The organism is Pseudomonas sp. H3_E04, assembly GCF_054668915.1.
Genome location: NZ_CP162797.1, coordinates 642,501 through 656,642, shown reverse-complemented (window position 1 = coordinate 656,642; position 14,142 = coordinate 642,501). Strand labels below are relative to the sequence as shown.

Below are 14,142 nucleotides of genomic sequence, written 5' to 3'. Positions count from 1 at the left end.
CTTTGTGAGCCGGAAAAGACCAAGTGTCGCATAGCGCTCCGCTCATGCCTAAGTCGCAGTGCCAAATGCCGCGCAAAATGGTTAACTCGAAAAACAGACACCCTGACCTTTCGAGCCTTCTCATGACCAGCCTCAGCATCGACGCCGCCATTAATGCGAAATGGGCAGACGGACACAGCTCCTACAGCCCCGGCACGACGGAAGAGCTGGCGCTGATCGGCATTGATCTATTGGTCAAGGAGCTGGGCATCGAGGCGGCGCAGCAATTTATCAATCAGGTATTCGAACGCTACCGCACCGTAGCGGCCGAACAGACGCAGTGAAAACCCGCAGGCAGTGACCTGCGGGTCAGAGGTCTTATTTAAGGCGCTTCAGGCGCTCGGTCAGCAGATCAAAGAATCCCTGGGCGTCGCCATTTTCGACCCAGAATGCATTCTTCGGCGCTTTCAGGCCGTCATACCAGTCAACGATGGTCTGGCCGAATGTCGGTCCTTCACGGCTATCCACCACGACGTTGACTGCCCGACCGGTAAACAGCTCAGGCTTGAGCAGATACGCCACAACAGTCGCGTCATGTACCGGGCCGCCGGGGATGCCGTAATGCTCCATATCGCCCTTGATGTATTCGTTGAGAATGTCGCCGACGATCTTGCTCGCATTGTTGTTTAGCGCGGCAATCTGCTTCAGGCGTGCATCACTGGTGAGGATCTTGTGAGTCACGTCCAGCGGCAGATACGTGAGTTTCACCCCGCTCTTGAGCACCACCTCGGCAGCCTGCGGATCAGCGAACAGGTTGAATTCGGCAACGGGGGTGATGTTGCCACCGTTGAAATGCGCCCCGCCCATGATCACCACTTCCTTGATGCCCTGCACGATTTCCGGCTCCTGGATCAGCGCCAGCGCCAGGTTGGTCTGTGGGCCGAGCATGGCGATGGTGATGCTGTGCGGTTTGGCCGATTTAAGAGTCTCGATCAGATAATTGACCGCATTGCCTTTCGCCAGGCCTTTCTTGGGTTCGTGAACCGTCACGCCCGACAAGCCTTCCTTGCCATGAATGTTCTCGGCGTAGATCGGGGTGCGCATCAGAGGTTTCGGCGCACCGGCATAAACCGGCACGTCTTCGCGCCCCGCCCATTCGCGAGCCAGCCGCGCGTTGCGCGAAGTCTTGTCCAGCCGCACGTTGCCAGCGACAGTCGTCAGCGCGCGGATATTCAGTTCATCCGGCGACGCCAGAGCGAAGAGCAAGGCGACCACGTCGTCAGCCCCGGGATCGGTGTCGATGATCAGGTCGATCTTTTCCGCCGCCTGGGCGCCGGTGGCAGTTATCACGGACAAAAGCAGCAGGCTCCGGATCAGTTGGTGAAGTTTCTCAGCGTAGCGTTGCATGGCGCATTCCTTGTGCAGGTGAAATCGAAAATCAGAATGTAACCCCAGCGACCAGAACGATGTTGCAGTACGGCTGACATTCTCCTGTACGAATGATCGCCCTGGCTTGTCGGCTCAGTACCTTGAACTGCTCGTGAGTGAGCAGATCCCTACGGCCCAGCGCACCCTCTTCGTTCAAAGCATTCAGATCGGCCAGCGCCGTGGGTTGTTTGTCGAAGATCTCTTTGGCCAGCACATGGCTCTCTACCTGCATCTCGCTGAGTACAACTTTCAGCGTGCTGACGAAATCAGGGATGCCATGGGTCAGCGCCAGATCGATCAATTCGACACCCGGCGGCACGGGCAAACCGGCATCGCCAATCACCACCATGTCACCGTGGCCAAGAGAAGCGATCAGTCGCGACAGCGCGACGTTGAGCAGAGGAGTCTTTTTCATGCGGGTTTGAACGCCTGTACTTCGGACATGGTTGGAATCGACGGTTGCGCACCGGCGCGGGTAACCGACAGTGCAGCGGCGATTTGCCCGTAGCGAATCGCCTCGGCCTCAGACTTGCCATCGGCCAGCGCTGCGGCGAAACCGCCGACAAAAGTGTCGCCCGCCGCTGTGGTATCGACCGCCTTCACGGTCGGCGCGGGAAAATGTTCGAAGCCTTTGCCATTGGCGAACAATGAACCCTGCGCGCCCAGGGTTACGATGACTTTACCGGCGCCCATGGCAATCAACTGAGTGGCAGCCGTTTCTGCCGACTGCAGCGAGTCCACCGCGATCGCGCTCAATGCGGCCGCTTCGCTCTCGTTGGGAATCAGATAATCGATCGCGGCGAACCAGTCTGCCGGCAAAGGACGGCTGGCAGGCGCCGGGTTGAGGATCACGGTTTTACCCAGTTCACGTGCACGCTTGAGCGCATGCCCGACCGTCGCATCCGGAATCTCGAGCTGGCAGATCACCACATCGGCGGCTTGTAAAACTGCATCAAAGCGGTCGATCACTGCCGGCGTCATCGCGCCGTTGGCACCGGCGACGATCACGATGGCGTTCTGGCTGTTGTCATCCACGACTATCAGCGCTACGCCACTGGAATCCTCGACGACACTGATGGCCTGGCAGTCGATGCGCTCGGCTAGCAGCGCATCGCGCAGTCGCACACCGTAGTCGTCATTTCCGACGCAACCGATCATTGCCACCTGCGCGCCCAAACGGGCTGCAGCAACCGCCTGATTGGCGCCCTTGCCACCAGACACGGTGGCAAAGGAATGACCGATCAGCGTTTCACCGCCGCGTGGCAGCCGTGGCGCCCGGGTGACCAGGTCCATGTTCAGGCTGCCTATTACCACTACATTTGCTGGCATACATCACTACTCATCAATTCGGTTTCAGCGATATTCGGTGAACACGCCGGACAGCGGCGCGGTCGATTCGCGCAGGACAATGCTCGGGGTCACGATGCGTTGATCGGTGCCCGAGGCCGGCGCAGCAATTCTGCGCAACAGCACTTCGGCGGCCATCTCGCCCAGTTGCAGGATCGACTGGCCGACCGTGGTCAGCGCCGGATAGACATAACGGCTCATCTGAATGTCATCGAAGCCGATCACCGACAGCTCGGCCGGCACCCGCACGTTACGTTCGGCTGCTGCGCGCAGCACACCGATGCCAATCATGTCGTTGCCGGCAAAAATTGCGCTGGGCGGATTGCTTTCGAGCAGCCGGGCAGCGGCGTTGTAACCGCCGGTGCTGGTGAAGTCACTTTCCAGCATGCGCTCCTCGCGCACCTCGATTCCCGCCTCTTGCAGCGCTCGGCAATAACCGGCCTGACGCATTTGCGCCACGCTGGTACTGGCCGGACCGCCGATGGTGGCGATGTCGCGATGCCCCAACTCGAGCAGGTGGCGGGTTGCCAGATAAGCACCGTATTCGTGATCGATGCGCACCAGATCGGCATTTACCCCTTCCAGGCCCCGGTCAACGATAACCATCGGCGTCTTCACGCCTGCCAGCCCTTGCGCCAGACCAGTGTCACCGCCGGCGGAGGCGACGATCAAACCGTCGATGCGTTTTTCCAGCAACACGCGCAGATAACTGCGCTGCTTGTCCGGATTGTCGTCGGAGTTACAGAGGATCACGCAGTAACCGTTGCGCTCGCAGTAATCCTCAATTCCGCGCGCCAGTTCGGCGAAGTACGGGTTGAGACTATTCGGAACCAGCAAACCGATGGTCGCGGTGGTCTTGGCTTTCAGCGAGCGCGCCACGGCACTGGGCACGTAGTCGAGGCTTTTGATCGCCGCCTCGACTTTGCGCCGCACTTCCTGACTGACCGGGCGAGTGTTGTTCACCACGTGCGACACAGTCGTGTAGGAAATGCCCGCGAGCGCCGCTACATCCTTGATCGTTGCCATGGTTCAGCCCCGGCGACTGGCGCGTTGACTGCGATAGGTGTCGAGCACCACAGCGATAACGATTACCGCGCCAGTGATGATGCGCTTGGTCGGCTCCGTCGCACCGATCTGCGCGAGACCCGCCGCGAGCACGGAAATGATCAACACGCCAAAGAAAGTGCTGATCACCGAACCGCGACCACCCATCAGGCTGGTGCCGCCGATAACCACCGCTGCGATCACTTGCAGTTCAAGGCCAGAGCCTGCGTTCGGATCAGCCGCTTCCAGACGCGAAATCTGAAACAGCGCAGCGATACCCGCCAGCAAGCCCATCAGGCTGAACACCAGAATCTTGTAGGGTTTGGGATTGATCCCGGCCAGACGAACCGCCTCTTCGTTGGTTCCGATGCCGATCAGGTAGCGACCGAATACAGTGCGAGTCAAAACCGCCTGCGCGATGAAGATAACCAGCAAAGCGATGATGAACGACGGGGAAATACCGAACGCGATCGGATTCGACAGCCAGGCGAACGCATCGCCGATGTAGGCAGTACGCGACCCGGTCATCTGATACGCCACACCGCGGGCCATTTCCAGCACGCCGAGGGAAACGATGAACGACGGAATCCGCCAGGCCACGGTGATCGAACCGGTGATAGTCCCGGCCAACGCTGCTACGGCCATGCCGAGCAGGGCCGCCGGCAAAACGCTCCAGCCCCAACCGAGAATCGCCACGCTGACGGTCGATGCGGCCAACGCCAGCACCGAGCCGACAGACAGGTCGATGCCGCCGATGATCAGCACAAAGGTCATTCCCACCGCCAGTACCATCAGGTCGGGAATCTGGTTGGCCAGGGTGCTGAAAGTGTTGTACGAAAGAAAATGGCTGCTCAGAACCGAGAACAGCGCAATCATCGCCAGCAAGGCCCCGGCCAGGCCAAGATAAGTACCCAGGCCGAAGAAATTGCCATTACGTTTACTGGCAGAAGATGCAGTTTTCATGGGAGATCCCTAGGCGCCGCTTCATTGAGCAACGCATCACGTTTCTGGTAGCCGGCGAATGCGGCGGCAAGCAAATCATCCTGGGTCCAGCTGTCGCGTTCGAAGGTGTCGATCAGACGCCCCGCCGAAAGCACGCCGATCCGGTCGCAGATCAGCATCAACTCACGCAAGTCACTGGATACCACGACCAACGCCTTGCCCTGGCGAGTCAACTCACCGAGCAAACCGTAAATGTCGAACTTGGCGCCGACATCAATTCCGCGAGTGGGCTCATCGAACAGCAGCACTGAGCAGTCGCGTTCGAGCCAGCGGCCGATCACGACCTTCTGCTGATTGCCACCAGACAGTTCCGAGACCAGTTGCGTCGGGCTCGAACTGCGGATACGCATGGCTTCGATCTGACGCTGCGCCAGGGAGATTTCGTCGCCGTTGTTGACGAAACCGCCACTGGAGATTTCCGGCATGTTGCCCAAGGCGATATTGGCGCTGATCGACTGACTGAGGAGCAGCCCTTCGCCCTTGCGATCCTCAGTGATCAGAGCAATGCCATTGCGCACGGCATCGACAGGCGAGCGAACACTCACGACTTTGGCCGGCGAGCCGAGCGCGATGGTGCCGCTGTCGGCAGCATCGGCACCGAATATCAGCCGCAGCAACTCCGTGCGCCCTGCCCCGATCAATCCGGAAATGCCGAAAATCTCCCCGGCACGCACTTCGAAGGAGACGTCGCGGACTTTGTCCGAACGCGTCAGGCCTTTGACCGTCAACGCCGGAGCGCCGATCTTGCGCGGCCCCATATCGATGTGTTCACCCAGTTCGCGACCGACCATCAAGGTGACCAGTTGCTCGCTGTTGTAGTTGGCCATCGGCTCGACGCAGACCAGATTGCCGTCACGCAGCACAGCAATACGCTGCGCCACCCGCGCCAGTTCTTCGAGGCGGTGGGAAATATAAATGATGGAAACACCACGGGCCTGCAAACGCGTGATCTGCTCGAAGAGCATTTCGACTTCGCGCGCCGTAAGCATCGCGGTCGGCTCATCGAGGATCAGCACGTGGCAATCACCGATCAGGTTGCGCGCGATTTCGACCATCTGCTGATGACCGATACCCAACTCGCCAACCAGTGTGTCCGGATCGATCGCATCGAGGCCGACTTGCGCCATGGCTTCGATCGCCGCCTTGCGCAACTGCTTGCGACTGATCCAGCCCGCGCTGCTCGGCAGATTATCCAGAAACAGGTTTTCCGCCACCGACAGCGTCGGCAACAGATTGAGTTCTTGCATGACCATGCGCACGCCAAGCTCTTCAGCCTGGGTACGGCTGCCCGGACGATAGTCCTTGCCATGGAATTGCATCTGGCCAGTAGTGGGCGTGACCAGACCGCCAATGATCTTCGACAGGGTACTTTTGCCGGCACCATTTTCGCCGGTCAGCGCCAGTACCTCACCGCGCATCAGCGTCAGATCGATGCCGGTGAGCACCGGTTGCGCATAGGTCTTGCCGATACCGCTGACCGAGAGGACAGCGTTCGGGGCGGAAACTGACATAGGAATCTCCATGCGCTCGCCCGGTCGGACGAGCGCCGTTGTGTCGCCGGATGACTTACTTGGTGACCAGCTCGACCGGTGTTTCGATCACGCCGTTGGCACCGCTGTCGACTTTCTCGCCCTTGATGATTTTCAGTGCGGTTTCGATGCCGAACACTGCTTGTTTCGCAGCAAACTGGTCAGCTGTCGCCAACACACGACCGTCTTTGAGCATCGGCTTGATCGCGTTGATGTTGTCGTAACCTACGACCTGAACCTGGCCAGCCTTGCCGGCGGCACGGACTGCGGAAACGGCGCCGACCGCCATGCTGTCGTTACCAGCCAGCAGAGCTTTGACGTCCGGGTATTCACTGAGGATCGAAGCCGCAACCTTGTTGCCCTTGTCGATTTCCCAGTCACCGGATTGCAGCGAGACTACTTTGATCTGTGCGGCGTCCATCGCGTCCTTGAAACCGGCCGTGCGTGCCTGCGCGTTGGTGGTGGTGGACACGCCTTCGATGATACCGACCTGGTCGCCCGCCTTCAGTTGCTTGGCCAGGTATTCGCCGACCAGGCGTGCGCCTTTGCGGTTGTCCGGACCTACGAACGGCACGTTGATATTTTTGCTTTTGACCACGGCGGGATCGAGCTGATTGTCGATGTTGATCACCGTGATACCGGCGTCCACGGCCTTCTTGATAACTGGCACCATGGCCTTGGAGTCAGAGGGCGCGATCACCAGTGCATTCACCTTGGCCAGGATCATTTGTTCGACGATGCGAGTCTGGCCGGCGGTGTCGGTTTCGTCTTTGATACCGTTGGAGATCAGATCGAAATCGGCGGAATGTTCTTTCTGGTAGGCCTTGGCGCCGTCTTCCATGGTCAGGAAGAATTCGTTGGCCAAAGATTTCATGACCAGCGCGACTTTGGGTTTTTCTGCGGATTCGGCGAACGCCGAGGAGACAGGTAGTGCGGCGGCTGTGGCAGCCAGCATAGCGACAGCAAGAAGACGTGCGGCGAATGGCAGCTTCATGGGTTCACTCCGATCTTATGATTATTGTGAGCAACATTTGCGCTGACGTAAGCTACGTCACGGCTGGATGGACATCTGCCCCGTTAAAGCCGCGCAAACGTTTGCGTAGACCGAACTATGAGAATCCAGCCGACATTTGTCAACAATCAGAAATCGTCATTTGTTGTAGGGCGAATCGCTGACTCGCCCAATCGATAGATCACGCAGTGGTGTTGACCAGCCCCCCGCTGGCGCCCTTGGACATTTCCTTCACCAATGCGCCCGCGACTTCCGTCATTGCCGCGCTGGTCTGCGCGATCTGTCCCTGGATGGACATGATCGCCTGGGACTTGGCTTCCGGAGTCGGATAACTCGCCGCCTGCGCTGCTGCCAGTTGCTGCTGTTGTTCCTGAAGTTGCTTCTGCAACTCCTGCATGCGCTTGAGTAACGTCTTGACCGTGACGCTCTGATTGCCACCGCTCTCGGCCTTGCTGTCTTCCTGAACAGGACCGCCACCGGTTCTGACCTGATTTGTTTCGGTTTTCTCGGAACCCAGCGCCTGCGCCGATGCCTCTTTGGTCGCGTCGTTCAGGGTGTTGATCGTCGCTGCAGTCTTACCGCCGATGGTAACTGCAGCGGGATTGGCAAAACCGACCGTAAGTGACATGTGAACTCCTGAAAATTGGTTTCCTTGAGGACGCATCGGCCTGGGCGCACATTTCTTTAGCAGGAATTGTCACCCGCCCGTTTTTCAGAGATCGCCTATCGGCGAGCCGAACACGAATCCTCCTGTCGTTCGGAATCCCGGATGGATCGCTCCTCAACGATGCTCCAGCTTTCGAAAAATGTTGATTTAAATCATCGGGTTAAACATTTTCCGCCAGCACATTACGCATGGTATGAATCCTGCTCCCTCCCGTGCACCTCGAGCATTCAGATCGGCTCGGGGCGCATCTAGATGAACCTGCATCAGCACCGTCTCACGACTAGAGAGAAAAATAATGAAATCTGCTTTCAATACCTTGGTTCCGGGCGCATTGGCCCTCCTCCTGCTCCTGCCTACTGCCCTTCAGGCAAAAGAAGTCGAAACCCAGACCAAACTGGCCAACGTCGTTGTCCTCGCCACGGGCGGCACCATCGCCGGCGCTGGCGCAAGCGCTGCCAACAGCGCCACTTACCAGGCAGCGAAAGTCGGTGTCGAACAACTGATCGCCGGCATTCCCGAGCTGAGCAAACTGGCCAATGTGCGTGGCGAACAAGTCATGCAGATCGCTTCGGAAAGCATCACTAACGACAATCTGCTGCAATTGGGTCGTCGCGTTTCCGAGCTGGCTGATAGCAAGGACGTCGACGGTATCGTCATTACCCACGGCACAGACACCCTGGAAGAAACCGCCTACTTCCTGAACCTGGTCGAAAAGACCGACAAGCCAATCATCGTCGTCGGCTCGATGCGCCCGGGCACTGCCATGTCGGCAGACGGCATGCTCAACCTGTACAACGCCGTCGCCGTGGCGAGCAGCAAAGAAGCGCGCGGCAAAGGTGTGCTGGTGACCATGAACGACGAGATCCAGTCCGGTCGCGACGTCAGCAAAATGATCAACATCAAGACCGAAGCATTCAAAAGTGCCTGGGGCCCGCTGGGCATGGTGGTCGAAGGCAAATCCTACTGGTTCCGCCTGCCGGCCAAGCGTCACACCATGGATTCGGAATTCGACATCAAAGACATCAAGAGCCTGCCTGACGTAGAAATTGCCTACTCATACGGCAATGTCAGCGATACCGCCTACAAGGCACTCGCCCAATCCGGTGCCAAAGCGATCATCCACGCGGGCACTGGCAACGGTTCGGTATCTTCCCGCGTGGTCCCGTCCCTGCAAGCACTGCGCAAGGATGGCGTGCAGATCATTCGTTCGTCCCACGTCAACGCCGGCGGTTTTGTCCTGCGCAACGCCGAACAGCCTGACGACAAATACGACTGGGTTGTCGCTCACGATCTGAACCCGCAAAAAGCTCGCATCCTGGCGATGGTCGCGCTGACCAAGACCAACGACAGCAAAGAACTGCAACGGATGTTCTGGGAATATTGATTGACCTTCGCCTGATCAGTTCTCGATCGGGCAATTGTTCACCACCTGCCGGACTTGGCAGGTGGTGACTCGCTTACATCCTCCAAGCATTTCTCCCACAAAAACTCGCCAAGCCTTACACCAAAACCGGAAACCTGCTGTCAGAGGATTTTCTTGAATTTTAAGCAGTTGCGAAATCGCTTACAGTTAAATACTGTATGCACGTACAGCTTAATAAGGATAACCTCGTGGCCACCTCTCCTGCTGCTCCTGACGCTTACGAACGCATGGGTATGCGCGTTCAGAAAATCATCAACTCCCCCACCGCACAAAAAGCCAAAGCCGCACTGATTTTCCGCTTGCCGGATGAGCCGATGGACGACTGGGAGCGCTTGCTCGAGGAAATCGACGAGAACGACAACGTTACCCTCGCTTATCGCGATGACGGTGGCGTGCAGATTTTTTGGGTTGTGCCGAAGGAAGATTGATTCAATGAGTGTCCGCTGTGTTGCTTTGCTGTTGTTGTTTTTCGCCATGGGCGCCCAGGCTGGCGCCCCACGAACCTTTTCGGAAGCAAAAAAAGCTGCGTGGAAACTTTATGCACCGCAGTCCACCGAGTTTTATTGCGGCTGCAAGTACACCGGTAACAAGGTCGATCTGAAGGCTTGCGGTTATGTGCCGCGCAAGAACGCCAAACGCGCATCGAGGATCGAATGGGAGCACATCGTGCCGGCCTGGCAGATCGGGCATCAACGACAGTGCTGGCAACAAGGCGGACGCAAGAACTGCACCCGCTACGATCCGGTTTATCAAAAGGCCGAAGCAGATTTGCATAACCTGGTACCGAGCATTGGTGAGGTCAACGGTGACCGCAGCAACTTCAGTTACGGCTGGTTGCCGGTACAATCGGGCCAGTACGGTTCCTGCCTGACCCAGGTCGATTTCAAAGCGAAGAAGGTCATGCCCCGCCCATCGATTCGCGGCATGATCGCCCGCACCTATTTTTATATGAGCAAACAATACGGCCTGCGTCTATCGAAGCAAGATCGGCAGTTGTACGAAGCGTGGGACAAGACCTATCCAGTGCAGGACTGGGAACGTCAGCGCAACCAGAGCGTGGCCTGCGTGATGGGGCGCGGCAATGAGTTTGTCGGCTCGGTGAATCTGAAAGCCTGCGGTTAATCACAGCACGAATAGAAAAGGCCCCGAGCGTTATGCTCGGGGCCTTTTTCATTTTCCGCGTTCAACCAGCGTTGAAAGCGCTACGTTTATGGCGTGAGCGGATGCTCAATTACCACCGATTCAATATTTTGTTTCTTGGCTTTTACCAACGCCGCATCCACCTGCACCTTGCGCGCTTCGGCGTCAGCCTGGGAATTGAAAGGACCGATCAGAATGCGTGTTTTACCGTTGCCGTCCTTGACGACCGTCGGAACGAAAGCGTGCTCGATCAACCAGCCACTCAGGTCACTGACGGCCTGAGGCGTTTCGCCGCGCACTTCCAGATCCCACTGTGGCGCAGCGGCCGCCACCGGCGCTGCCGCGACCTTCGTCTCAGGCTTTGGCGCATCTACATTCTTGCCTTCACCGCAGCCTGCCAATGCCAGTGCCGCTACCAGCCAAACCAATTTGCGCACAACGCTTTCCTCGGAATTCGTAAAGCGGCGATCTTATCATTCATAAATACTTCGCGAGCCCCGCAAAATGGGCACAAAACAACGAGAATGATGATTGCAGCCTCTGTATAGTTACGCCCTGGGAATTAATGCCGCATCTGCGCGTCAGAAAGAGGCACCCAAACCGTGAGACTTCGCACTAATCTATAGATACCACCGACCTCTGCACTGTCTGAATCAGGTGCCCTACAAAGCAATCAAGGAGAAGACCATGCTGATACTCACCCGCAAAGTCGGTGAAAGCATAAACATTGGTGATGACATCACGATCACCATCCTCGGAGTCAGCGGCCAACAGGTCCGCATCGGCATCAACGCTCCGAAAAACGTGGCAGTGCACCGTGAAGAAATTTACCAACGCATCCAGGCCGGCCTGACCGCTCCGGACAAGCCGCAAACCCCCTGAGCCACACCGCCTCACGTAGCCAGTCCTTTTGCCGCCGCGCAAGACTGGCTAAAGATTCACGCGCCGTTTAGCCATCCGCAATTCCCCCACTGGGCACGGCGCCTGAAGCATGCAGATTCCCTTCACTTCCACCCCCTCCTCTGTTGCGCCGATATTACCTTTCACCTCGGGAGCTGGCTGTCGGACGTTTCCGATAGAGCGCGGAGAATTTCGCCCTCTAAGCGAATATCACCCCACGCGCCATGCCTGTTGCCGCGACCATCATCAAGATCAGCAGCAGCGCTTCAACATGACTGATTCGCGCAAACAACTTCGCACGTCCGGTATCAAGCTCCATCCCGCGTGATGATGCGATGCGCCATTTGATCAGCGTGATCATCGGTGCAAGCTCCATAAGAAGGATCAGCACGAACAGCGTCATCTTCAGGTGAAACAGTGGTTGATGCAGGTAATAGTCAGCCCCCTTCTCGTACCCACCAAACGCACGCATCCCACCGGTAACCAATAGCGTCAAAGCTGAAAGCCCCCACAGGTTATCCGCGAGCAGAACGCGCTTGATGTCTCCAGTACCCGCCGAGAGCCGGCCGAACGCACTGCCGCGCGTCAGCGCCGCCCAGAACGCGAGGGCAAATGCGAATAGGTGAATAGCCGCAAGAATCCACTGACCCAGCATCGATGCACTCCTTTATAGAGAGATGACTTCGGCCAATCAGTAGTAGACGAAAAAGCGGGGCCTCGCTTGAAGGTGGCGGCGAGACAGATGCCAAACGCCAAATCGCAGGCAAAAAAAATCCCAAGCAGCTGATGGAAGCTTGGGATTTAAAAATGCATAAACCGTGGTGGTGAACGCGGAACGGATGTTACTTAAATTCCCAACATGCAACAAGGCTTTTTCGATAACCGGTTGGAGAAAAAGAGCTGTAAGCCTTTGGATATTCAGATGTTTTCAACGACTACATGAAAGAGGAACGCACCAAAATGGCGCTTGATCATTTTGCGCAAACAGTAATGGAAGGAGAGTTGAACAGAGCGAGGCGGAAATGACTGGGAACGACGCGGAATAAATCACAGACAACAAAAAAGGGCTCACCTTTCGGTGAGCCCTTCCAGACCGCCCAGCAGAGCGGATTTTGTTTGGTAGGCGCGATTGGACTCGAACCAACGACCCCCACCATGTCAAGGTGGTGCTCTAACCAACTGAGCTACGTGCCTGCTGTGAGGCGGCATTCTACGGAATTCCGGAGGGGTGTCAACACCTTTTTTTCACCTAACCCTATGAATATGCAAAATATTTAATTTCGGCTCAGCGACGAAGAATTTTCGGTGGCTGGCGGAGGTTTTTCAACTCGGGTAGGATCGACGCACTCGTAAAATATATTAAACAGAGGCGGCAGGATGGCAAACACCCAATACCCAGAGTCTTATTACGCTGCGTCGGCAAATGCCGTACCGCCCCGTCCTGTACTGCAGGATGATGTGGAGACGGACGTCTGTGTGATCGGCGCCGGGTATACCGGGCTTTCCTCTGCTTTGTTCCTGCTGGAAAACGGCTTGCGCGTGACGGTACTGGAAGCGGCCAAAGTCGGTTTTGGCGCTTCGGGGCGTAACGGCGGACAGATCGTCAACAGTTATAGCCGCGACATTGATGTCATCGAACGCACCGTCGGCCCCAAGCAGGCGCAACTGCTGGGCGAGATGGCCTTCGAAGGTGGCCGGATCATTCGCGAGCGCGTGGCCAAATACAACATCCAGTGCGACCTGAAAGACGGCGGCGTATTCGCAGCCCTTTCCGCCAAACAAATGGGTCATCTGGAATCACAGAAACGTCTGTGGGAACGTTTCGGCCACACTCAGCTGGAATTGATGGATCAACGCCGCATTCGCGAAGTGGTGGGTTGCGATCAATACGTCGGCGGCATGCTCGATATGAGCGGCGGCCACATCCATCCGCTGAACCTGGCGCTCGGTGAAGCGGCGGCAGTCGAGTCTCTCGGCGGCACTATCTATGAGCAATCACCTGCCGTGCGCATCGAGCGCGGTGCCAATCCGGTTGTGCATACACCGCAAGGCAAGGTCAGGGCCAGGTTCATCATCGTCGCCGGCAATGCCTACCTCGGCAATCTGGTGCCGGAACTGGCGGCCAAATCAATGCCGTGCGGCACTCAAGTGATCACTACCGAGCCACTGGGTGACGAGCTGGCGAAAGCATTGCTGCCGCAGGATTACTGCGTCGAGGACTGCAACTATCTCCTCGACTACTACCGTCTGACCGCCGACAAGCGCTTGATCTTCGGCGGCGGCGTGGTTTATGGCGCTCGCGATCCGGCGAACATCGAAGCGATCATCCGCCCGAAGATGCTCAAGGCTTTCCCGCAACTCAAAGACGTGAAGATCGACTACGCCTGGACCGGCAACTTTTTGCTGACCCTGTCGCGCTTGCCGCAGGTCGGACGCCTGGGCGACAACATCTATTACTCGCAGGGCTGCAGCGGTCATGGCGTCACCTACACGCATTTGGCGGGCAAGGTCCTCGCAGAAGCGTTGCGCGGCCAGGCGGAGCGTTTCGATGCCTTTGCCGACCTGCCGCACTATCCTTTTCCCGGCGGGCAATTGCTGCGCACTCCGTTTGCCGCGCTGGGCGCCTGGTATTACGGGCTGCGCGACAAATTCGGGATGTAAAAAAGGGCCG

16 protein-coding genes and 1 tRNA gene are annotated in these 14,142 nt (G+C 57.6%); 6 read left to right on the top strand and 11 right to left on the bottom strand.

Annotated elements, in window-relative coordinates; all coding sequences use genetic code 11:
- Positions 1-122 precede the first annotated feature (122 nt).
- Positions 123-323 carry a hypothetical protein gene (locus AB4N53_RS02970; RefSeq protein WP_460118000.1) on the top strand — a complete coding sequence of 67 codons (201 nt, stop codon included), beginning with the start codon at positions 123-125 and terminating at the stop codon, positions 321-323.
- Positions 324-357: 34 nt separating this feature from the next.
- On the opposite strand, the gene AB4N53_RS02965 is transcribed toward AB4N53_RS02970, so the two are convergent.
- The 8 genes from AB4N53_RS02965 to AB4N53_RS02930 form a co-directional block, all read right to left on the bottom strand.
- Complete coding sequence (locus tag AB4N53_RS02965) at positions 358-1,386, bottom strand: nucleoside hydrolase (protein ID WP_460117997.1); 1,029 nt, start codon at positions 1,384-1,386, stop codon at positions 358-360.
- Positions 1,387-1,417: 31 nt separating this feature from the next.
- Positions 1,418-1,822 carry a D-ribose pyranase gene (gene rbsD / locus AB4N53_RS02960; RefSeq protein ID WP_460117994.1) on the bottom strand — a complete coding sequence of 135 codons (405 nt, stop codon included), beginning with the start codon at positions 1,820-1,822 and terminating at the stop codon, positions 1,418-1,420.
- Entirely contained in the window at positions 1,819-2,736 is a 918-nt protein-coding gene (gene rbsK / locus AB4N53_RS02955; protein WP_460117991.1) for a ribokinase, read from the bottom strand. The genes rbsD and rbsK overlap by 4 nt, the downstream gene beginning before the upstream one ends.
- Positions 2,737-2,760: 24 nt before the next feature.
- Entirely contained in the window at positions 2,761-3,780 is a 1,020-nt protein-coding gene (locus tag AB4N53_RS02950) for a LacI family DNA-binding transcriptional regulator (protein WP_460117988.1), read from the bottom strand.
- A gap of 3 nt (positions 3,781-3,783) precedes the next feature.
- Positions 3,784-4,761, bottom strand: a complete 978-nt coding sequence (locus AB4N53_RS02945) for an ABC transporter permease (RefSeq protein ID WP_039762079.1) — start codon at positions 4,759-4,761, stop codon at positions 3,784-3,786.
- Positions 4,758-6,311, bottom strand: a complete 1,554-nt coding sequence (locus tag AB4N53_RS02940; RefSeq protein WP_039762077.1) for a sugar ABC transporter ATP-binding protein — start codon at positions 6,309-6,311, stop codon at positions 4,758-4,760. The genes AB4N53_RS02945 and AB4N53_RS02940 overlap by 4 nt, the downstream gene beginning before the upstream one ends.
- A gap of 55 nt (positions 6,312-6,366) precedes the next feature.
- A complete protein-coding gene (locus tag AB4N53_RS02935) occupies positions 6,367-7,323 on the bottom strand; it encodes a substrate-binding domain-containing protein (RefSeq protein ID WP_460117983.1) in 957 nt (318 codons plus the stop codon).
- 199 nt (positions 7,324-7,522) lie between these two features.
- A complete protein-coding gene (locus AB4N53_RS02930; protein ID WP_460117980.1) occupies positions 7,523-7,969 on the bottom strand; it encodes a hypothetical protein in 447 nt (148 codons plus the stop codon).
- 334 nt (positions 7,970-8,303) lie between these two features.
- On the opposite strand from AB4N53_RS02930, the gene AB4N53_RS02925 reads away from it, so the two are divergent.
- From AB4N53_RS02925 to AB4N53_RS02915, 3 genes are all read left to right on the top strand, one after another.
- On the top strand, positions 8,304-9,392 hold the full coding sequence (locus AB4N53_RS02925) for an asparaginase (RefSeq protein ID WP_460117977.1): 1,089 nt from the start codon (positions 8,304-8,306) through the stop codon (positions 9,390-9,392).
- A gap of 197 nt (positions 9,393-9,589) precedes the next feature.
- Positions 9,590-9,859 (top strand): DUF1654 domain-containing protein, encoded by a 270-nt coding sequence (locus AB4N53_RS02920; RefSeq protein WP_016774035.1) that lies wholly within the window; start codon positions 9,590-9,592, stop codon positions 9,857-9,859.
- Between the two features lie 4 nt (positions 9,860-9,863).
- A complete protein-coding gene (locus tag AB4N53_RS02915; protein WP_024012402.1) occupies positions 9,864-10,553 on the top strand; it encodes an endonuclease in 690 nt (229 codons plus the stop codon).
- Between the two features lie 86 nt (positions 10,554-10,639).
- On the opposite strand, the gene AB4N53_RS02910 is transcribed toward AB4N53_RS02915, so the two are convergent.
- Positions 10,640-11,008 carry an SPOR domain-containing protein gene (locus AB4N53_RS02910; RefSeq protein WP_460117973.1) on the bottom strand — a complete coding sequence of 123 codons (369 nt, stop codon included), beginning with the start codon at positions 11,006-11,008 and terminating at the stop codon, positions 10,640-10,642.
- Positions 11,009-11,258: 250 nt separating this feature from the next.
- Between AB4N53_RS02910 and csrA the strand changes: the two genes are divergently transcribed.
- Positions 11,259-11,453 (top strand): carbon storage regulator CsrA, encoded by a 195-nt coding sequence (gene csrA / locus AB4N53_RS02905; protein WP_003179932.1) that lies wholly within the window; start codon positions 11,259-11,261, stop codon positions 11,451-11,453.
- A 217-nt stretch (positions 11,454-11,670) separates the two neighbouring features.
- Here csrA and AB4N53_RS02900 read toward each other — a convergent pair whose 3' ends face one another.
- Together AB4N53_RS02900 and AB4N53_RS02895 are read right to left on the bottom strand one after the other, a co-directional pair.
- Complete coding sequence (locus AB4N53_RS02900; protein WP_460117970.1) at positions 11,671-12,126, bottom strand: DUF2214 family protein; 456 nt, start codon at positions 12,124-12,126, stop codon at positions 11,671-11,673.
- 462 nt (positions 12,127-12,588) lie between these two features.
- Positions 12,589-12,665 (bottom strand) — tRNA-Val (locus AB4N53_RS02895).
- A 183-nt stretch (positions 12,666-12,848) separates the two neighbouring features.
- Here AB4N53_RS02895 and AB4N53_RS02890 point away from each other — a divergent pair.
- Complete coding sequence (locus AB4N53_RS02890) at positions 12,849-14,132, top strand: NAD(P)/FAD-dependent oxidoreductase (RefSeq protein ID WP_460117967.1); 1,284 nt, start codon at positions 12,849-12,851, stop codon at positions 14,130-14,132.
- The last annotated feature ends 10 nt before the right edge of the window (positions 14,133-14,142 follow it).